At 71.1% G+C, this 18397-nt stretch carries 17 protein-coding genes and 1 pseudogene; 9 read left to right on the top strand and 9 right to left on the bottom strand.

From position 1 onward, the window contains the following. Nucleotides 1-430: pseudogene (locus UW392_RS38025) on the top strand (glucose-6-phosphate isomerase); the annotation flags it as partial. A gap of 61 nt (nt 431-491) precedes the next feature. Here the strand turns inward: UW392_RS38025 and pgl are convergent. From pgl to tkt, 5 genes are read right to left on the bottom strand one after another with little or no spacing between them, the layout of a single operon-like run. Then, nucleotides 492-1280 (bottom strand): 6-phosphogluconolactonase, encoded by a 789-nt coding sequence (gene pgl, locus UW392_RS38020; protein ID WP_320779797.1) that lies wholly within the window; start codon nt 1278-1280, stop codon nt 492-494. Next, entirely contained in the window at nt 1277-2347 is a 1071-nt protein-coding gene (gene opcA, locus UW392_RS38015; protein ID WP_320779796.1) for a glucose-6-phosphate dehydrogenase assembly protein OpcA, read from the bottom strand. The genes pgl and opcA overlap by 4 nt, the downstream gene beginning before the upstream one ends. Further along, a complete protein-coding gene (gene zwf, locus UW392_RS38010) occupies nt 2344-3876 on the bottom strand; it encodes a glucose-6-phosphate dehydrogenase (protein ID WP_320779800.1) in 1533 nt (510 codons plus the stop codon). The genes opcA and zwf overlap by 4 nt, the downstream gene beginning before the upstream one ends. After that, nucleotides 3873-4991: a transaldolase gene (gene tal / locus UW392_RS38005; RefSeq protein WP_320779795.1), complete on the bottom strand. Its 1119-nt coding sequence runs from the start codon at nt 4989-4991 to the stop codon at nt 3873-3875. Before tal ends, zwf begins: the two co-directional genes overlap by 4 nt. A 35-nt stretch (nt 4992-5026) precedes the next feature. Further along, nucleotides 5027-7114: a transketolase gene (gene tkt / locus UW392_RS38000; protein ID WP_320779794.1), complete on the bottom strand. Its 2088-nt coding sequence runs from the start codon at nt 7112-7114 to the stop codon at nt 5027-5029. Between the two features lie 389 nt (nt 7115-7503). Between tkt and UW392_RS37995 the strand changes: the two genes are divergently transcribed. The 4 genes from UW392_RS37995 to UW392_RS37980 all read left to right on the top strand — a co-directional run bounded on the left by UW392_RS37995 (nt 7504) and on the right by UW392_RS37980 (nt 10869). After that, the gene (locus UW392_RS37995) at nt 7504-8490 is read left to right on the top strand and encodes a heme o synthase (protein ID WP_320779799.1); all 987 of its coding nucleotides are present in this window, start codon (nt 7504-7506) and stop codon (nt 8488-8490) included. A gap of 98 nt (nt 8491-8588) precedes the next feature. Then, nucleotides 8589-8921, top strand: a complete 333-nt coding sequence (locus UW392_RS37990; protein ID WP_320779793.1) for a hypothetical protein — start codon at nt 8589-8591, stop codon at nt 8919-8921. A gap of 59 nt (nt 8922-8980) precedes the next feature. Continuing rightward, nucleotides 8981-10087 (top strand): amidohydrolase family protein, encoded by a 1107-nt coding sequence (locus UW392_RS37985; RefSeq protein ID WP_320779792.1) that lies wholly within the window; start codon nt 8981-8983, stop codon nt 10085-10087. Nucleotides 10088-10134: 47 nt separating this feature from the next. After that, nucleotides 10135-10869, top strand: coding sequence for a nucleotidyltransferase domain-containing protein (locus tag UW392_RS37980; RefSeq protein WP_320779791.1), 735 nt, complete (start codon nt 10135-10137; stop codon nt 10867-10869). On the opposite strand, the gene UW392_RS37975 is transcribed toward UW392_RS37980, so the two are convergent. From UW392_RS37975 to UW392_RS37960, 4 genes are all read right to left on the bottom strand, one after another. Beyond that, complete coding sequence (locus tag UW392_RS37975; protein WP_320779790.1) at nt 10824-11846, bottom strand: COX15/CtaA family protein; 1023 nt, start codon at nt 11844-11846, stop codon at nt 10824-10826. The two genes, UW392_RS37980 and UW392_RS37975, sit on opposite strands and share 46 nt — an antisense overlap. 56 nt (nt 11847-11902) lie before the next feature. After that, nucleotides 11903-12619 (bottom strand): ABC transporter permease, encoded by a 717-nt coding sequence (locus UW392_RS37970; protein ID WP_320779798.1) that lies wholly within the window; start codon nt 12617-12619, stop codon nt 11903-11905. A gap of 80 nt (nt 12620-12699) precedes the next feature. Beyond that, complete coding sequence (locus tag UW392_RS37965) at nt 12700-13632, bottom strand: ABC transporter ATP-binding protein (protein ID WP_320779789.1); 933 nt, start codon at nt 13630-13632, stop codon at nt 12700-12702. A gap of 31 nt (nt 13633-13663) precedes the next feature. After that, nucleotides 13664-14476, bottom strand: coding sequence for an AAC(3) family N-acetyltransferase (locus UW392_RS37960; RefSeq protein WP_320779788.1), 813 nt, complete (start codon nt 14474-14476; stop codon nt 13664-13666). Nucleotides 14477-14637: 161 nt separating this feature from the next. Here UW392_RS37960 and UW392_RS37955 point away from each other — a divergent pair, with 161 nt between their 5' ends. The 4 genes from UW392_RS37955 to UW392_RS37940 are packed head-to-tail and all read left to right on the top strand — an operon-like array spanning nt 14638 to nt 18395. Beyond that, entirely contained in the window at nt 14638-15369 is a 732-nt protein-coding gene (locus tag UW392_RS37955; protein WP_320779787.1) for a helix-turn-helix transcriptional regulator, read from the top strand. Next, the gene (gene sufB, locus UW392_RS37950; RefSeq protein ID WP_320779786.1) at nt 15366-16787 is read left to right on the top strand and encodes a Fe-S cluster assembly protein SufB; all 1422 of its coding nucleotides are present in this window, start codon (nt 15366-15368) and stop codon (nt 16785-16787) included. The genes UW392_RS37955 and sufB overlap by 4 nt, the downstream gene beginning before the upstream one ends. 55 nt (nt 16788-16842) lie before the next feature. Then, complete coding sequence (gene sufD, locus UW392_RS37945) at nt 16843-18069, top strand: Fe-S cluster assembly protein SufD (RefSeq protein ID WP_320779785.1); 1227 nt, start codon at nt 16843-16845, stop codon at nt 18067-18069. Further along, nucleotides 18066-18395: a non-heme iron oxygenase ferredoxin subunit gene (locus tag UW392_RS37940; protein ID WP_320779784.1), complete on the top strand. Its 330-nt coding sequence runs from the start codon at nt 18066-18068 to the stop codon at nt 18393-18395. The genes sufD and UW392_RS37940 overlap by 4 nt, the downstream gene beginning before the upstream one ends. The last annotated feature ends 2 nt before the right edge of the window (nt 18396-18397 follow it).

The raw sequence follows: 18397 nt of genomic DNA, 5'->3' as shown, positions 1-18397 counted from the left end.
CTTCGCCCGCCCGGTCGGCGAGCTGGACGAGCGGCTCGCCGCCCAGCACGACCTGCTGATGGCCAACTTCTTCGCCCAGACCCAGGCCCTCGCCTTCGGCAAGACCCCCGACGAGGTCCGCGCCGAGGGCGTCGCGGAGGAACTGGTGCCGCACAGGACGTTCAAGGGCAACCACCCCACGACCACCCTGCTCGCCGCCGAGCTGACGCCGTCCGTCCTCGGCCAGCTCATCGCGCTCTACGAGCACAAGGTGTTCGTACAGGGCGCCGTGTGGGACATCGACTCCTTCGACCAGTGGGGCGTCGAACTCGGCAAGATCCTCGCCAAGCGCGTCGAACCCGCCCTGACCGAGGGCGCCGACGTCCCCGGCCTCGACCCGTCCACCGAGGCGCTGGTCGGCGCGTACCGGGAGCTGCGCGGCCGGAAGTAGCGGCCCGGGGGAAAACGCCGGACCCCCGCACACCGTGGGTGTGCGGGGGTCCGGCGTGCGGTCAGGCCGAGGCCGGCGGGTACAGCGACCGCGGCAGCTGCGAGGCCGCCGCGGAGTCCAGCAGCCACAGCGTGCGGGCGCGGCCCCGCGCACCCGCCGCCGGGGCCTGGATCTCGCCCGCGCCCGACAGGGCGATGGCCGCGGCCTCCGCCTTGTCCTGGCCGGCCGCGAGCAGCCACACCTCGCGGGCCGCGCGGATCGCCGGCAGGGTCAGCGTGACCCGGGTCGGCGGCGGCTTGGGGGCGCCGTGGACGCCGACCACCGTCCGCTCGGTCTCGCGCACCGCCGGCAGCTCCGGGAAGAGCGAGGCGACGTGCGTGTCCGGGCCGACGCCGAGAAGCAGGACGTCGAAGCTCGGCACGGGGGCGTGGTTCTCCGGACCGGCCGCCTGGGCCAGCTCCTCGGCGTAGGCCGCCGCGGCGGCGTCCACGTCGGAGCCGTACTGGCCGTCGGAGGCCGGCATCGCGTGCACGCGCTTCGGGTCCAGGCCCACCGAGTCCAGCAGGGCCTCGCGGGCCTGCGTGACATTGCGCTCCGGGTCGCCCTCGGGCAGGAACCGCTCGTCGCCCCACCACAGGTCCAGGCGCGCCCAGTCCACGGCGTCCCGGGCGGGCGACGCGGCCAGCGCGGCCAGCAGTCCGTTGCCGTTGCGCCCGCCGGTCAGCACCACGGAGGCGTGGCCCCGGGAGGCCTGCGCGTCCACGACCTTGGTGATCAGCCGGGCCGCGGCGGCCTGGGCCATCAGCTCCTTGTCGCGGTGGACCACGAGCTGGGGCGTGTACGTGCTCACTTCGCCGCTCCCTTCTTCACCGGTGCCGCCTGCGCCGCGTCCTTCGCGGGTGCTTTCGCAGCCGTCCCGACGGGAGCGGGGACCGCGCCGGCTTTCGGGGCGTCTCCTTTGGCCGGGCCGGCCGGCGCCGCCGAGCCGCCGGTGTCCGAGAGCCGTCCCACCCCGAACCGCAGCGCCGAGGCGTACGTGTCGTCCGGGTCGAGCCGCCGCAGTTCCTCCGCGATCAGCTCGGCGGTGTCCCGGCGCTTCAGCGCCACCGCGCGGTTCGGCTGGCCCTCGATGGAGAGGTGGGCCAGCGTGCCGTCGGCCCGGTCCAGGGCGATCGGCCCGCAGTCCGTCTCCATCCGGACGGCCGTGAGGCCGGGCCCGGCGGAGTGCGTCCGCTTCACGGGGACGTCGAGGCGGTCCGCGAGCCACATCGCGAGCAGCTCGCAGCTCGGGTTGAACTCCTCGCCCTCCACCTCGACGCCCTGCACCTCGCAGTCGACCTGGTCCAGGGCCGCCGCCAGCATCGAGCGCCACGGCGTGATGCGGGTCCAGGACAGGTCGGTGTCGCCGGGAGCGTAGGCGCCCGCGCGGGCCGCCAGCTCCTTCACCGGCTCCTCGGAGGCGTAGGTGTCGGTGACGCGGCGCTGGGCCAGGGCACCCAGCGGGTCCTTGGCCGGGTCCAGCGGGGCGTTCACCGGCCACCACACGACGACCGGGGCGTCGGGCAGCAGCAGCGGCAGGACCACCGACTGCGCATGGTCCACGACGTCGCCGTAGAGCCGCAGGACGATGGTCTCGCCGGTCCCGGCGTCGGCGCCGAGGCGGACCTCGGCGTCGAGGCGGGACCGCGTGCGGTCGCGGGGGGAGCGGGAGACGCGCTTGATGACCAGGAGCGTGCGCGAGGGGTGCTCGTGCGCGGCGTCGCTCGCGGCCTTCAGCGCGTCGTAGGCGTTCTCCTCGTCGGTGACGATGACGAGGGTGAGGACCATGCCGACGGCCGGGGTGCCGATCGCGCGGCGGCCCTGCACCAGCGCCTTGTTGATCTTGCTGGCCGTGGTGTCCGTGAGGTCGGTCTTCATGGCCGGCGCCAGCTCCGTCCGTCTCGCTGAAGCATTTCGTCCGCCTCGACGGGTCCCCAGGTACCGGAGGGGTACTGCGCGGGGGTGCCGTGGGTGTCCCAGTACTCCTCGATCGGGTCGAGGATCTTCCAGGACAGCTCGACCTCCTCCGTGCGCGGGAAGAGGTTGGCGTCGCCGAGGAGGACGTCCAGGATCAGCCGCTCGTACGCCTCGGGGCTGGACTCCGTGAAGGACTCGCCGTAGGCGAAGTCCATCGACACGTCCCGGATCTCCATCGACGTGCCCGGCACCTTGGAACCGAAGCGGACGGTGACGCCCTCGTCGGGCTGGACGCGGATGACGATCGCGTTCGAGCCGAGTTCCTCGGTGGCCGTCTGGTCGAAGGGGGAGTGCGGGGCGCGCTGGAACACCACCGCGATCTCGGTGACGCGGCGGCCCAGGCGCTTGCCGGTCCGCAGGTAGAACGGGACACCCGCCCACCTGCGGTTGTCGATGCCCACCCGGATCGCGGCATAGGTGTCGGTCTTCGACCCCGGGTCGATGCCGTCCTCTTCGAGGTAGCCGACGGCCTTCTCGCCGCCCTGCCAGCCCGCCGCGTACTGGGCGAAGACGGTGTCCCGGCCCAGGTCCTTGGGGAGCCGGACCGCGCCCAGCACCTTGGTCTTCTCCGCGGCGAGCGCGTCGGCGTCGAAGGAGGCGGGCTCCTCCATCGCGGTCAGCGCGAGCAGCTGGAGCAGGTGGTTCTGGATGACGTCGCGGGCGGCGCCGATGCCGTCGTAGTAGCCGGCGCGGCCGCCGATGCCGATGTCCTCGGCCATGGTGATCTGGATGTGGTCGACGTAGGACCGGTTCCAGATCGGCTCGAACATCGTGTTGGCGAAGCGCAGCGCCAGGATGTTCTGGACCGTCTCCTTGCCCAGGTAGTGGTCGATGCGGAAGACCTGGTCCGGGGCGAAGACCTCGTGGACGAGGGAGTTCAGCTCCTCGGCCGACTTCAGGTCGTGGCCGAAGGGCTTCTCGATGACCGCGCGGCGCCAGGAGCCGTCGTTCTGGTCGGCGAGCCCGTGCTTCTTCAGCTGCTGGATCACCACGGGGAACGACTTCGGCGGCACGGAGAGGTAGAAGGCGAAGTTGCCGCCCGTGCCCTGAGCCCGGTCCAGTTCCTCGATGGTGGAGCGCAGCCGCTCGAAGGCGTCGTCGTCGTCGAAGGTGCCCTGGACGAAGCGCATCCCCTGGATGAGCTGCTGCCAGACCTCCTCGCGGAACGGCGTACGGGAGTGCTCCTTGACGGCGTCGTGCACGACCTGTGCGAAGTCCTCGTGCTCCCAGTCGCGGCGTGCGAAGCCGACGAGCGAGAAGCCCGGCGGCAGCAGCCCGCGGTTGGCGAGGTCGTACACGGCCGGCATGAGCTTCTTGCGGGACAGATCGCCGGTGACGCCGAAGATGACCAGACCCGACGGCCCCGCGATGCGCGGGAGCCGTCGGTCTGCGGGGTCACGCAGCGGGTTGCTGCTCGACAAGGATCTCAGCCCTCCGAGGGGGCGAGGCGCTGGAGCTCGGCCTCGGTCGACTTCAGCAGGTCGTTCCAGGACTCCTCGAACTTCTGTACGCCCTCGTCCTCCAGGAGCTGGACGATCTCGTCGTACGGAATGCCGAGCGCCTCGACCGCGTCGAGGTCGGCGCGGGCCTGCTCGTAGGTGCCGGAAACGGTGTCGCCCTTGATCTCACCGTGGTCCTCGGTGGCGAACAGCGTCGCCTCCGGCATGGTGTTCACGGTGTTCGGGGCGACCAGGTCGGTGACGTACATCGTGTCGCTGTACGCCTTGTCCTTGACGCCGGTCGACGCCCACAGCGGACGCTGCTTGTTGGCGCCGGCCTTCTCCAGGGCCTCCCAGCGCTCGCCGGAGAAGATCTCCTCGTACGCCTGGTAGGCGAGGCGGGCGTTGGCGACGGCGGCCTTGCCGCGCAGCGCCTTGGCCTCGTCGGTGCCCAGCTTGTCGATCCGCTTGTCGATCTCGGTGTCGACACGGGAGACGAAGAAGGACGCCACGGAGTGGATGTCGGACAGGTCGAGGCCGCGCTCCTTGGCCTTCTCCAGGCCGGTCAGGAAGGCGTCCATGACCTTGCGGTAACGCTCCAGGGAGAAGATCAGCGTGACGTTGACGCTGATGCCCAGGCCGATGACCTCGGCGATCGCCGGGATGCCGGCCTCGGTCGCCGGGATCTTGATGAGCGTGTTGGGGCGGTCGACCAGCCACGCGAGCTGCTTGGCCTCGGCGACCGTCGCCTTGGTGTTGTGCGCCAGGCGCGGGTCGACCTCGATGGAGACGCGGCCGTCCTTGCCGCCCGTGTTGTCGTAGACCGGGCGCAGGATGTCGGCGGCGTCGCGGACGTCCGCCGTCGTGATCATGCGGATGGCCTCTTCGACGGTCACCCGGCGGGCGGCCAGGTCGGACAGCTGCAGGTCGTAGCCGTCGCCCTGGGAGATCGCCTTCTGGAAGATCGACGGGTTGGTGGTGACGCCCACGACGTGCTGCTGGTCGATCAGCTCGGCGAGGTTGCCGGACGTGATCCGCTTGCGCGACAGGTCGTCCAGCCAGATCGCGACGCCTTCATCGGAGAGGCGCTTGAGTGCGTCTGTCATGGAAAATGCATCTCCTACGTGTCGTTGTACGGGCGTCAGCGCTGCGCGGCGGCGAGGGATTCCCGCGCCTTCTCGACGACGTTCCCGGCAGTGAAGCCGAACTCCTGGAAGAGCACCTTGCCGTCGGCGGAAGCACCGAAGTGCTCCAGGGAAACGATGCGGCCGGCGTCCCCGACGTAACGGTGCCAGGTCAGTCCGATCCCGGCCTCGACCGCGACGCGGGCGCGCACGGACGGGGGCAGGACGCTGTCCCGGTACCCCTGGTCCTGCTGCTCGAACCACTCGACGGACGGCATGGAGACCACCCGGGTCGGGACACCGTCGGCCTGGAGCTGCTCGCGCGCCTCGACGGCGACGTGCACCTCGGAACCGGTGGCGATGAGCACCACCTGCGGCTCGCCGCCCTCGGCCTCGAACAGCACGTAGCCGCCCTTGGCCGCGTCGTCGTTGGCCTCGTAGGTCGGCAGACCCTGGCGGCTGAGGGCGAGGCCGGTGGGCTGGCCCTTGCCGTACTCCTTCGTCCAGCGGCGGAGGATCTCGCGCCAGGCGACGGCGGTCTCGTTGGCGTCGGCCGGGCGGACCACGTTCAGGCCCGGGATGGCGCGCAGCGAGGCCAGGTGCTCGACCGGCTGGTGGGTCGGGCCGTCCTCGCCGAGACCGATGGAGTCGTGCGTCCACACGAACGTCACCGGCAGGTGCATCAGCGCGGAGAGCCGGACGGCGTTGCGCATGTAGTCGGAGAACACCAGGAAGGTGCCGCCGTAGACGCGGGTGTTGCCGTGCAGCGCGATGCCGTTCATCTCCGCGCCCATGGAGTGCTCGCGGATGCCGAAGTGGATCGTGCGCCCGTACGGGTCGGCCTCGGGCAGCGGGTTGCCCTCGGGCAGGAACGACGACGTCTTGTCGATCGTCGTGTTGTTCGAGCCGGCCAGGTCGGCGGAGCCGCCCCACAGCTCGGGGATGACCGCGCCCAGCGCCTGGAGGACCTTGCCGGAGGCGGCACGGGTGGCGACACCCTTGCCGGTCTCGAAGACCGGGATCTTCTCCTCCCAGCCGGTGGGCAGCTCGCCCTTGGCGATCCGGTCGTACTCGGCGGCGCGCTCGGGGTTGTTGTCCCGCCACTGCTGGTAGGACTTCTCCCAGACGGCACGGGCCGCCTCGCCCTTCTCCAGGGCGCCGCGGGTGTGCGCGAGGACCTCGTCGGAGACCTCGAAGGACTTCTCCGGGTCGAAGCCGAGGACGCGCTTGGTGGCCGCGACCTCGTCGTCGCCGAGCGCCGAGCCGTGCGCGGCCTCGGTGTTCTGCGCGTTCGGCGCGGGCCAGGCGATGATCGAGCGCATGGCGATGAAGGACGGCCGGTCGGTGACCTTCTTGGCGGCCTCGATCGCGTCGTAGATCGCGTTCGGGTCCAGGTCGCCGTCGGGCTTGGGGGCGACCCGCTGGACGTGCCAGCCGTACGCCTCGTAACGCTTGACCGTGTCCTCGGAGACGGCTGTCTCGGTGTCGCCCTCGATCGAGATGTGGTTGTCGTCCCACAGCAGGATCAGGTTGCCGAGCTTCTGGTGGCCGGCCATCGAGGACGCCTCGGCGGAGATGCCCTCCTGGAGGCAGCCGTCACCGGCGACGCAGTAGATGAAGTGGTCGAACGGCGACTCGCCCTGGGCGGCCTCCGGGTCGAACAGACCGCGCTCGTAGCGGGCGGCCATCGCCATGCCCACCGCGTTGGCGACACCCTGGCCGAGCGGACCGGTCGTGGTCTCCACGCCGGTGGTGTGCCCGTACTCCGGGTGGCCGGGGGTCTTCGAACCCCAGGTGCGGAAGGACTTCAGGTCGTCCAGCTCCAGGCCGAAGCCGGCCAGGTACAGCTGGGTGTAGAGAGTCAGGGACGAGTGGCCGGCGGACAGCACGAAACGGTCGCGCCCGACCCAGTTCGCGTCCGACGGGTCGTGCCGCATCACCTTCTGGAAGAGGGTGTAGGCGGCAGGCGCCAGGCTCATCGCCGTACCCGGATGGCCGTTACCGACCTTCTGTACGGCATCGGCGGCCAGGACGCGGGCCGTGTCTACGGCCCGCTGGTCCAGCTCGGTCCACTCAAGGTCTGTGGTGGTCGGCTTGGTGCTCACCCTGGGTCAGGGCTCCTCTCCACATGTCGGTTGCCGGTGCGCGCGTCAGGCGCCCACCGGCTGCCGGCGTTCTTTCGGCATCGGCCGGCCGCTGTCGAGCCTACCCCCGTATGTACGTGCGCTTTTCCCTTGAATCCAGACTGCCGGGCTTCTCGTGGATCCGCCTGTCGACCGGGTGAAACGCCATTCGGCAAGTGAATACGGAGGCGCTCATCTGACTGCTCAATCGACTCCTTGTACGCACGTCGGAGCATGCCCGCCAACACGACCCCACCCCCGCGAAGGCCGGGGAACCGCCCCGGTCTAAAGTGGCGTGGTACGCGCGAGTCTTTACCCGCACTTCACACACGGGGATGCACGGGAAGCTCGCTGGGATGTCTCTGTCAGGGGTGTGCGTGACAGCCGTTGAATCCCGTCCTGCGGGTGGGGGTACCTCCCATGCCCTTAAGGCAATGGGGGAAATCGGGACGAGCCAGAGCCCGAGTCACCGGCCGTTCGGGGCCCGTGTCAAGGCGTTCGTGGCATTGACCAAGCCGCGGATCATCGAGCTTCTGCTGATCACTACCGTTCCGGTGATGTTCCTCGCCGAGCAGGGCGTGCCCGATCTGAAGCTGGTGCTGCTGACGTGCGTCGGCGGTTACCTCTCCGCGGGCGGCGCCAACGCTCTGAACATGTACATCGACCGCGACATCGACGCGCTGATGGACCGCACGTCACAGCGTCCGCTGGTCACGGGGATGGTCTCTCCGGCGGAGTGCCTCGTCTTCGGTATCACCCTGGCGGTGGTGTCGACGCTGCTGTTCGGCTTCACCGTCAACTGGTTCTCGGCGTGGCTGTCGCTCGGCGCGCTCCTTTTCTACGTCGTCGTCTACACGATGATCCTCAAGCGCCGTACGTCGCAGAACATCGTCTGGGGCGGCATCGCCGGCTGCCTGCCGGTGCTGATCGGCTGGTCCGCGGTGACCAACTCGATGTCCTGGGCGCCGGTCATCCTGTTCCTGGTGATGTTCTTCTGGACGCCGCCGCACTACTGGCCGCTGTCCATGAAGGTGAAGGACGACTACGCGCGCGTGGGCGTTCCCATGCTGCCGGTCATCGCCTCCAACAAGGTCGTCGCCAAGCAGATCGTCATCTACAGCTGGGTGATGGTCGTGGTGTCGCTGCTGTTGCAGCCGCTGGGGTACACCGGGTGGTTCTACACGGTGGTGGCGCTGGCCGCGGGCGGGATGTGGCTGTGGGAGGCGCACGGGCTGCAGAACCGGGCGAAGGCCGAGGTCACGGGCGTGAAGCTCAAGGAGATGCGGCTGTTCCACTGGTCGATCACCTATGTGTCGGTGCTGTTCCTCGCCGTGGCCGTCGATCCGTTTCTTCGCTGAAGGGTGCGTCGTCGTCCGCGGCGGCGTCGTGGCCGGTCGCGCAGTTCCCCGCGCCCCTTCGGGGGCGCGTTTTACTTACCGGTCGGTAGCATGTGGGTATGGCAGACACGCAGCGGGTTGACGTGAAGGGTGAGCGGGTCGTGGCCCGGCTCGCCGGGCGGATCGGGAGCTTCTCCAAGGCGCACGGCGGGGCCGAGGGGCAGGTGGCCTACCTCGGGCAGCGCGGGGCGCGGATCGTGCTCGTCGGGGCGGACGGGGAGTGGGGCGACGTGGTCGCGCCCTCGTACGAGGTCGCCGAGAAGGCGGTCGAGAAGGCCGGCCTCACCGTCCACGAGTCGTTCGACGGCGAATTCGCCGGCCAGGTCCGCACGGGGCCGTACGAGTGGTCGCGCATGGCCGGACTGCAGATCGGCGGCCCCCGCAACACCTGACACCCGGTTCACCCGTTAGGACTCGTGAGCAGAGCACGGCGTCTACGCGGGGAGCCCGGATGATCGACACGCCGTCCCTGGTGGACCAGTACTGTCACGGCGTCCTCAAGACGGAGCTGGGCCTCGGCACCTTCGAGGCCCAGCTGGCCCGCACCGCGGGGCCGCCCGCCGCGGGCACCACCCTGTTCGACACGCAGACCGGGTTCGCGGTGCGCCGCTGGTGCCCGCCGCTGCTCGGCCTCGAACCGCACTGTCCGCCGGCCCGCTACCTCGCCCGCCGCCGCGAGCTGGGCGTCCTGGAGGCGGACCGCAGACTGCTGCGCGGCAGCGGCATCACCACCTACCTGGTCGACTCCGGCCTCCCCGACGACCTCACCGGACCCGCCGAGATGGCCGCCGCCGGGGCCGCCGTCGCCCACGAGATCGTCCGCCTCGAACAACTGGCCGAGCAGGTGGCCGACACCTCCGGCACGGTGGAGTCCTTCCTCGCCAATCTCGCCGAGGCGGTGCACGGCGCCGCCTCGCACGCCGTCGCCTTCGGCTCCGTGGCGGGTCTGCGGCACGGCCTCGCGCTCGCGCCCGAGCCGCCGGGGCCGGGGGAGGTGCGCGGCGCCGCCGGGCGGTGGCTGGCCGCGCGGCCGGTCGGCGGGGAGCTGAGCGACCCGGTACTGCTGCGCCACCTGCTGTGGATCGCGCTCGCCTCCGGGCGGCCGCTCCAGCTGCACGCGGGCCTCGGCGAGCCCGGACCGCGCACCGGCCGCGCCGACCCCGCGCTCCTCACCGACCTGGTCCGGGCCACCGCCGGGCTCGGCACCGACCTCGTGCTGCTGCACGGCTACCCGTACCACCGGCACGCCGCCCACCTCGCCGGTGCCTACGCGCACGTCTACGCCGACGCGGGCGCCGCCCTCGTGCGCACCGGTGCCCGCGCCGCCGGTGTGCTCGGCGAGATCCTGGAGCTGTCCCCCTTCGGCAAGGTCCTCTTCTCCAGCGGCGGGCGGGGCCTGCCCGAGCTGCACGTGGTGGGCGCCCGGCTGTTCCGCGAGGCCCTCGGCCGGGTCCTCGGCACCTGGGTCGCCGACGGGGCGTGGTCGCTGAGCGATGCCCGGCGGGTGGCCGGCATGATCGCTGCGGGGAACGCGCGACGGGTCTACGGGCTGGGCTGAACCCGGGCGGTGTGTACAGCTCCGCCCCGGCCACGGAGACTGGGCCGATGCCGACCGACACACTGCTCGACCGTTTCCTCACCGGCCTCGCGCCCCTCGGGCCGCTCGCCGTCTGGGCGCACGGATCGCTGGCCGGCGGTGACTACCAGGAGGGCCGCAGCGACCTGGACCTGATCGCGGTCGTACCGGAACTCAACCCCCGGACGGTGTGGCGGCTGGCGCTGCTGCACGCGCGGCTGCGCGGCGACCCGCTCGCCGCGAAACTGCACTGCAGCTACCTGACGCCGGACGGCACGGACGACACGGAGCGACGCCACCTCACCTGGGCGCACGAGCGGCTGTTCCGGCGCACGGTCACCCCGATCACCCGGCGCGAGCTGCACAGCTTCGGGAAGGTCCTGCACGGCGCGCCGCCCGCCGGGCCGCTGCCCCCGGTGACGGACGCGGAACTCGCCGGGTACATCGTCCGCAACATGCGGGAGTACTGGCGGCCGACGGTCCGCCGCCCCGAGCTGTGGCGGGAGGACATCTGGGTCGACCTCGGCCTGGTCACCCTCGCCCGTGCCACCGTCACCCTGCGGGACGGCCGGCTGATCTCCGAGCGGGAGGCGCTGGCCGAGCTGGCGGATCTGGGCGCGCCCGCCGAGGTCGTCGAGGACGTCCGCGCCCGGCGCTACGACGACCCCGCGCCGCCCTCGGCCGAGTGGCGGGACCGCAGGGCCGCGCTGACCCGGTCCTACCTGGGACCCGCGATCGACACGCTGGTCGCGTCGTACTCCTGAACGGGAAGCGTGCCCGCCGTCTCCTCGGGGCGTTCGCGCAGCGCCAGCAGGACCCGCAGGACGCCGATCCACACCAGGCACGACCCGACCATGTGCAGGCCGACGAGGATCTCCGGCAGGTCGGTGAAGTACTGCACGTAGCCGATGGCGCCCTGGGCGAGCAGGATCAGGAACAGGTCGCGGGTGCGGGCCAGCGGTCCCTTCGGCGCGTCGACGGCCTTCAGGACGAACCACAGGGCGAAGGTCAGCGTCACCACGATCCACGCCAGTACGGCGTGCAGCTTGGAGACCGTCTCCCAGTCCAGCGGCATCCGCGGGACGTCGCTGGAGTCGCCCGCGTGCGGCCCGGCACCGGTGACGACCGTGCCGACCGTGATCAGTACCAGGGTGACGGCGACGAGCACCCACACCAGCTGCTCGACGGCCCTGCCGACCAGGGGGCGCGGTGCCCCGTCGCCCTCGTGGGTGCGCTGCCACGTCACCGTCGCTACCGCGATCAGCGCGGTGGAGAGCAGGAAGTGCGCGGCGACGGTGTACGGGTTGAGGCCGACCAGGACGACGATGCCGCCGAGGATCGCGTTGCCCATGACCACCCAGAACTGCGCCCAGCCGAGCCGGGTCAGGGAGCGCCGGTAGGGCTTCTCGGAGCGGGCGGCGATGATCGCCCAGGCGACCGCCGCGCAGATCACGTAGGCCAGCAGCCGGTTGCCGAACTCGATGGCGCCGTGCAGGCCCATCTCGCTGGTCGCCGTCAGCGACTCGTCCGTGCACTTGGGCCAGGTCGGGCAGCCGAGGCCGGAGCCGGTCAGCCGGACGGCGCCGCCGGTGCCGACGATGATCACCGCCATGACGAGGGCGGTCAGGGCGGACCGCCGGACGGTCCGTGGCTGCGGGGTCCAGCGCGCTGCGATGAAGGCGAGCGGATTGCGCACGGCGGCTGCGACGTCGTTGCGGGTCACGTTTGGCACGCCGTCCATCGTAGGGGGAAGCTTGTGCACGCTTTCACGAGGGTCCCGTGCGTGCCCCGGACGGCTCACTCCCAGCGGAAGAACCGGCCCGCCGCCGCGAGGCCCACGACCGTCCACACCGCCAGGATGCCCAGGTCGCCCCAGGGCATGGACGCGCCGTGCTGGAGAACGTCGCGCAGACCGTCCGACAGCGCGGAGACGGGCAGCAGGCCGAGCACCGTCTGCGCCGCGTCGGGGAACCTGTCCAGCGGGACGATGACGCCGCCGCCCACGAGCAGCAGCAGGAAGACCAGGTTCGCGGCGGCCAGTGTCGCCTCGGCCTTCAGCGTCCCGGCCATCAGCAGACCGAGCCCCGAGAAGGCCGCCGTGCCGAGGACCAGGAGCACCAGCACGGCGAACGGACTGCCGTGCGGCGACCAGCCCATCGCGAAGGCGATCACCGTCAGCAGGACGACCTGGAGCACCTCGGTGACCAGCACGGAGAGCGTCTTGGCGGTCATCAGGCCCCAGCGCGGCAGCGGCGAGGCGGCCAGCCGCTTCAGCACGCCGTAGCGGCGTTCGAAGCCGGTGGCGATGGCCTGGCCCGTGAACGCCGTCGACATCACGGCGAGCGCGAGGACGCCGGGGGCGAGGAAGTCGACGGCGTCGCCCTCCCCGGTGTCGATGACGTCGACCGAGCCGAACAGCACGAGCAGCAGCGCCGGGATGATCACTGTGAGGAGCAGCTGCTCGCCGTTGCGCAGCAGCATCCTCGTCTCCAGCGCGGCCTGCGCCGCGATCATGCGGGGGAGCGGGGCGGCACCGGGCCTCGGCGCGTACGTGCCCGGGGTCCCTGTCGTACCGGGCGTACCGGTGGAGGTGGTCACGAGCGCAGCTCCTTGCCGGTCAGTTCCAGGAAGACGTCCTCCAGGGTGTGCCGTTCCACCGAGATCCGGTCCGGCATCACCCCGTGCTGGGCGCACCACGACGTCACCGTCGCGAGCAGTTGCGGGTCGATCTTGCCGACGACCCGGTACGAGCCCGGCGCCGGCTCGGACGCCGAGGAGTCGGCGGGCAGCGCCTTGAGCAGGCTCGCCACGTCCAGACCCGGCCGGCCGGTGAACCGCAGCGTGTTCTCGGCGCCGCCGCGGCACAGTTCCTCGGGCGAGCCCTGGGCGATGACCCGGCCCGCGTCGATGATCGCCACGTCGTCGGAGAGCTGCTCGGCCTCGTCCATGTGGTGGGTGGTGAGGATGACCGAGACGCCGTCGGCGCGCAGGTCGCGGACGAGGTCCCAGGTGGCCCGGCGGGCCTGCGGGTCCAGGCCCGCGGTCGGCTCGTCCAGGAAGACCAGCTCCGGGCGGCCCACCACGGCCATCGCCAGCGCGAGCCGCTGCTGCTGGCCGCCGGAGAGCCTCCGGTACGCCGTCCGGCCGCAGGAGCCGAGGCCGAGGCGCTCGATCAGGGCGTCCACGTCGAGCGGGTGCGCGTGCAGCCTCGCCACGTGGCGGAGCATCTCGTCGGCGCGGGCGCCGGAGTAGACGCCCCCGGACTGGAGCATCACGCCGACGCGGGGCCGCAGGTCACCGGCGTGGCGGACGGGGTCGAGGCCCAGGACGCGCACGGTGCCGGAGCCCGCTCGGCGGTACCCCTCGCAGGTCTCGATCGTGGTCGTCTTGCCCGCCCCGTTGGGGCCGAGCACGGCGGTCACGCCCGTCCGGGCCACCAGGTCGAGGCCGTCCACGGCGGTCTTCGTGCCGTACCGCTTCACCAGGGCCTGCACCTCGACCACGGGGACCACGGGCTCGCTTCGCATGGGTCACGAGTCTAGGTACGCCGCCGGCGGCTCAGGCGCGGGGGTGGACGATCTCCTCCGGACGGGGGCGGTGCAGCGCCAGCCACCGTTCGGCGTAGGCCACCGCGTCGGCCACCGGGAACAGCCGCGCGTCCGCCGCGCCGACCTTCCCGCGCACGACGGGCCGGTCCCGTTCGAAGTCGTGCCCCAGCTCGTCGAACCGGTCCGAGGTGATCGACACCTCCGTCACCCGCTCCCAGCCGAACGGACCCGGGCGGCCCACCTCGACCAGAGGCGCCGGGACGCGGTACTCGGCCAGGTGGAAGGCGGTGCAGGAGTCGAAGCCGGCGCCGAGCAGCAGCACCCGGGCGCCGGTGCGCTCCAGGGCGGCCAGCGGGCTGCGCTCGCCCAGCCGGCAGTCGGCCGCGTGGTCCCGGGTGATCTCCTCGGCGCGCGGGCCGAGCGCGGCGAACGACGTCTGCGGATGCGCGCTGCGCACGGCGCCCGGCCAGGTGCGCACCGTCTCGGGGACCACGCCGACCCCGCGGGTGGGCGTGGTCGGCGGGTCGTAGGGCGGCATCGCGTTGCGGATGGTGTCCCACCACTCCTCGGGGACCGGCGGGCTCTCCCAGAGCGCCGGGTCGGACAGGTCGGCGGTCTGTGTGGGCACGACCAGTGTCCCGTCCGGGCCGAGTACGTCGAGCACTCCCCGGACCACGGCCACGGCCCCGCCGCAGACCCAGCCGAGGGAGCTGAGCGAGGAGTGCGCCAGGAGGATTTCGCCGGAGCGGACACCGAGGGCGCGCAGGTCGGCCGCGAGGGTGCCCCGGGTGACCAGGGGACCGGCGGGAGGGGGTGTGGGCATGGAGGCGAGTGTCCACGAGCCGATGGCCGTGCGCTACCGTTTTTGATCGATCAAAGATCGTTCCCGCAGGTCAGATTAGGTATACCTAAGTGACGCACGGCACCGTGAGGTGCGCCGGGCCTCGCTTGCCCGGGTCCGAGGAATTACGCAACAATGGCGTTGTGAAAAACGTCGGCCAGGCATCCCAAGAGGAGCTCGCTACCGGGGAGCGCTCCACGCGCAACCGGGTCGCGCGGTCCATCCTGGACCACGGGCCGTCGACCGTCACGGAGCTGGCCGGGCGCCTCGGCCTCACCCAGGCCGCCGTCCGCCGCCATCTCGACGCACTGCTCACGGACAACGTCGTGGAGGCCCGCGACCGCCGCGTCTACGGCGCGCGCACGCGCGGGCGGCCCGCGAAGGCCTTCGCCCTGACCGACTGCGGCCGGGACGCCTTCGACCAGTCCTACGACAAGCTCGCCGAGGACGCTCTGCGCTGGATCTCCGAGCGCGAGGGCGGGGAGCAGGCGGTCGCCGCCTTCGCCCGCGCCCGGATCGCCGCGCAGTCCGCCGCGTACCGCCGGGCGGTCGAGGGGCTGCCGCCGGAGCGACGCGCGGAAGCGCTGGCCAAGGCCCTGAGCGCGGACGGGTACGCTGCCACCGCGCGCAGCGCGCCCCGCCCCCAGCAGGGGCAGCAGCTCTGCCAGCACCACTGCCCGGTCGCGCACGCGGCCGAGAAGTTCCCGCAGCTGTGCGAGGCCGAGACGGAATTCTTCGCCGAGCTGCTCGGTACGCACGTACAGCGGCTGGCGACCATCGCGCACGGCGACGGCGTCTGCACGACGTTCATTCCGAAGACTTCCAAGACCACTGACAACGCATCCGTAAGCACGGCCGGGAGGAACCCCGCATGACTCTCCCCACGGAGACTGCTCACCCCGAACTCGAGGGTCTGGGCAAGTACGAATACGGCTGGGCCGACTCCGACACGGCCGGCGCCTCTGCGAAGCGCGGCATCAACGAGGACGTCGTCCGGGACATCTCCGCGAAGAAGTCCGAGCCGGAGTGGATGACCAAGCTCCGTCTCAAGGGCCTGAAGCTCTTCGAGAAGAAGCCCATGCCGAACTGGGGCTCGGACCTCTCCGGCATCGACTTCGACAACATCAAGTACTTCGTGCGCTCCACGGAGAAGCAGGCGGAGTCCTGGGAGGACCTGCCCGAGGACATCAAGAACACCTACGACAAGCTGGGCATCCCGGAGGCCGAGAAGCAGCGCCTCGTCGCCGGTGTCGCCGCCCAGTACGAGTCGGAGGTCGTCTACCACCAGATCCGTGAGGACCTGGAGGAGCAGGGCGTCATCTTCCTGGACACCGACACGGCGCTCAAGGAGCACCCGGAGCTGTTCAAGGAGTACTTCGGCACGGTCATCCCGGTCGGCGACAACAAGTTCGCGTCGCTGAACTCGGCCGTGTGGTCCGGCGGCTCCTTCATCTACGTGCCGAAGGGCGTGCACGTCGAGATCCCGCTCCAGGCCTACTTCCGGATCAACACCGAGAACATGGGCCAGTTCGAGCGGACCCTGATCATCGTCGACGAGGGTGCCTACGTGCACTACGTCGAGGGCTGCACCGCGCCGATCTACAAGTCGGACTCGCTGCACAGCGCCGTCGTCGAGATCATCGTCAAGAAGAACGCCCGCTGCCGCTACACGACCATCCAGAACTGGTCGAACAACGTCTACAACCTGGTCACCAAGCGCGCCGTGGCGTACGAGGGCGCGACCATGGAGTGGATCGACGGCAACATCGGCTCCAAGGTCACCATGAAGTACCCGGCCGTCTACCTGATGGGCGAGCACGCCAAGGGCGAGACCCTGTCCATCGCCTTCGCGGGCGAGGGCCAGCACCAGGACGCCGGCGCCAAGATGGTCCACATGGCCCCGAACACGTCCTCCAACATCGTCTCCAAGTCGGTGGCGCGCGGTGGCGGCCGTACCTCCTACCGCGGCCTGATCGAGATCGGTGAGGGCGCCCCCGGCGCCAAGTCCAACGTGCTGTGCGACGCGCTGCTCGTCGACACCATCTCCCGCTCGGACACCTACCCCTACGTCGACGTCCGCGAGGACGACGTCTCCATGGGCCACGAGGCGACCGTCTCCAAGGTCTCCGAGGACCAGCTCTTCTACCTGATGAGCCGCGGTCTGAGCGAGTTCGAGGCGATGGCGATGATCGTGCGCGGCTTCGTCGAGCCGATCGCCAAGGAACTGCCGATGGAGTACGCGCTGGAGCTCAACCGGCTGATCGAGCTGCAGATGGAAGGCGCGGTCGGCTGACCCCGCCCCGCCCCTGAAGCCCCTTACGTAACGGAAAGCGAGCACTACGACAGCCATGGCTGAGGCTCAGAACTCCCCCACCTCCGGCTCCGCCCCGGCGGGGGGACCCCCGCCGGTCGGTTCCACGACCGCCGGTGCGATCGCGGTGGCCGCCGAGGCCGACTCGACCGTCGCCACGCGCATGAGCGCGCCCCCCTCCTTCGACGTGGCGGACTTCCCGGTCCCGCACGGCCGCGAGGAGGAGTGGCGGTTCACCCCGCTGGAGCGGCTGCGCGGCCTGCACGACGGCACCGCCGTCGCCACCGGCGGCGGACTGAAGGCGGAGATCCAGGCCCCCGAGGGCGTCACCGTCGAGACCGTCGGCCGCGACGACGCGCGCATCGGCCGGGCCGGTACCCCGGTGGACCGGGTCGCCGCCCAGGCGTACTCGGCGTTCGAGCAGGCCACGGTCATCACCGTGCCCAAGGAGGCGGCGCTCACCGAGCCGATCCGCATCGCCGTGCACGGCGAGGGCGGCGTCGCCTACGCCCACCAGGTGATCGAGCTGGGCGCCTTCGCCGAGGCCGTGGTCGTCATCGACCACACCGGTGATGCCGTGCTCGCCGCCAACGTCGACTACGTCCTCGGTGACGGCGCCAAGCTGACCGTCGTCTCCGTCCAGGACTGGGACGACAAGGCCGTCCACGTCGCCCAGCACAACGCGCTGGTCGGCCGCGACGCGAGCTTCAAGTCCGTCGTCGTCACCTTCGGCGGCGACGTCGTCCGCCTCCACCCGCGCGTCAGGTACGCCGGCCCCGGCGGCGAGACCGAGATGTTCGGCCTCTACTTCACCGACCGCGGCCAGCACCAGGAGCACCGCCTCCTGGTCGACCACAACGTCCCGCACTGCAAGTCCAACGTCGTCTACAAGGGCGCGCTGCAGGGCGAGAACGCGCACGCGGTCTGGATCGGCGACGTGCTCATCGAGGCCAAGGCCGAGGGCACCGACACCTACGAGATGAACCGCAACCTCGTCCTCACCGACGGCGCCCGCGTCGACTCCGTGCCCAACCTGGAGATCGAGACCGGTGAGATCGTCGGCGCCGGCCACGCCTCCGCCACCGGCCGCTTCGACGACGAGCAGCTCTTCTACCTGATGGCGCGCGGCATCCCCGAGATCGACGCCCGCCGCCTGGTGGTCCGCGGCTTCTTCGCCGAACTGGTCCAGCAGATCGGCGTCGCCGACATCGAGGAACGCCTCCTCGCCAAGATCGAAGAGGAGCTGGAGGCGTCGGTCGCATGACCTACGTACGCGCCTGCGCAGTGGGCGAGCTGGAGGAGGACACCCCGCACCGGGTGGAACTCGACGGCACGCCCGTGGCCATCGTGCGGACCGAGGGCGACGTCTTCGCGATCAACGACATCTGCTCGCACGCGAACGTCTCCCTCTCCGAGGGCGAGGTCGACGACTGCCACATCGAGTGCTGGCTGCACGGCTCGCGCTTCGACCTGCGCTCCGGCAAACCCGACAGTCTTCCGGCGACGCGCCCCGTCCCCGTATATCCCGTAAAGATCGAAGGGGGCAGCGTCCTTGTCGACGTACGCGCCTCCCTCACCCAGGAGTCCTGAGG

The organism is Streptomyces sp. CRN 30 (genome assembly GCF_034105845.1).
This window is presented reverse-complemented; position numbering and strand designations above follow the sequence as displayed.

Coding starts and splice junctions, on each gene's coding strand:
- sufB (WP_320779786.1), top strand. CDS start 15,366: ATGACTCTCCCCACGGAGACTGCTCACCCCGAACTCGAGGGTCTGGGC.
- UW392_RS37965 (WP_320779789.1), bottom strand. CDS start 13,632: ATGCGAAGCGAGCCCGTGGTCCCCGTGGTCGAGGTGCAGGCCCTGGTG.
- UW392_RS37980 (WP_320779791.1), top strand. CDS start 10,135: ATGCCGACCGACACACTGCTCGACCGTTTCCTCACCGGCCTCGCGCCC.
- tal (WP_320779795.1), bottom strand. CDS start 4,991: ATGACAGACGCACTCAAGCGCCTCTCCGATGAAGGCGTCGCGATCTGG.
- UW392_RS37960 (WP_320779788.1), bottom strand. CDS start 14,476: ATGCCCACACCCCCTCCCGCCGGTCCCCTGGTCACCCGGGGCACCCTC.
- sufD (WP_320779785.1), top strand. CDS start 16,843: ATGGCTGAGGCTCAGAACTCCCCCACCTCCGGCTCCGCCCCGGCGGGG.
- opcA (WP_320779796.1), bottom strand. CDS start 2,347: ATGAAGACCGACCTCACGGACACCACGGCCAGCAAGATCAACAAGGCG.
- UW392_RS37970 (WP_320779798.1), bottom strand. CDS start 12,619: ATGATCGCGGCGCAGGCCGCGCTGGAGACGAGGATGCTGCTGCGCAAC.
- UW392_RS37985 (WP_320779792.1), top strand. CDS start 8,981: ATGATCGACACGCCGTCCCTGGTGGACCAGTACTGTCACGGCGTCCTC.
- UW392_RS37975 (WP_320779790.1), bottom strand. CDS start 11,846: ATGGACGGCGTGCCAAACGTGACCCGCAACGACGTCGCAGCCGCCGTG.
- UW392_RS37940 (WP_320779784.1), top strand. CDS start 18,066: ATGACCTACGTACGCGCCTGCGCAGTGGGCGAGCTGGAGGAGGACACC.
- UW392_RS37990 (WP_320779793.1), top strand. CDS start 8,589: ATGGCAGACACGCAGCGGGTTGACGTGAAGGGTGAGCGGGTCGTGGCC.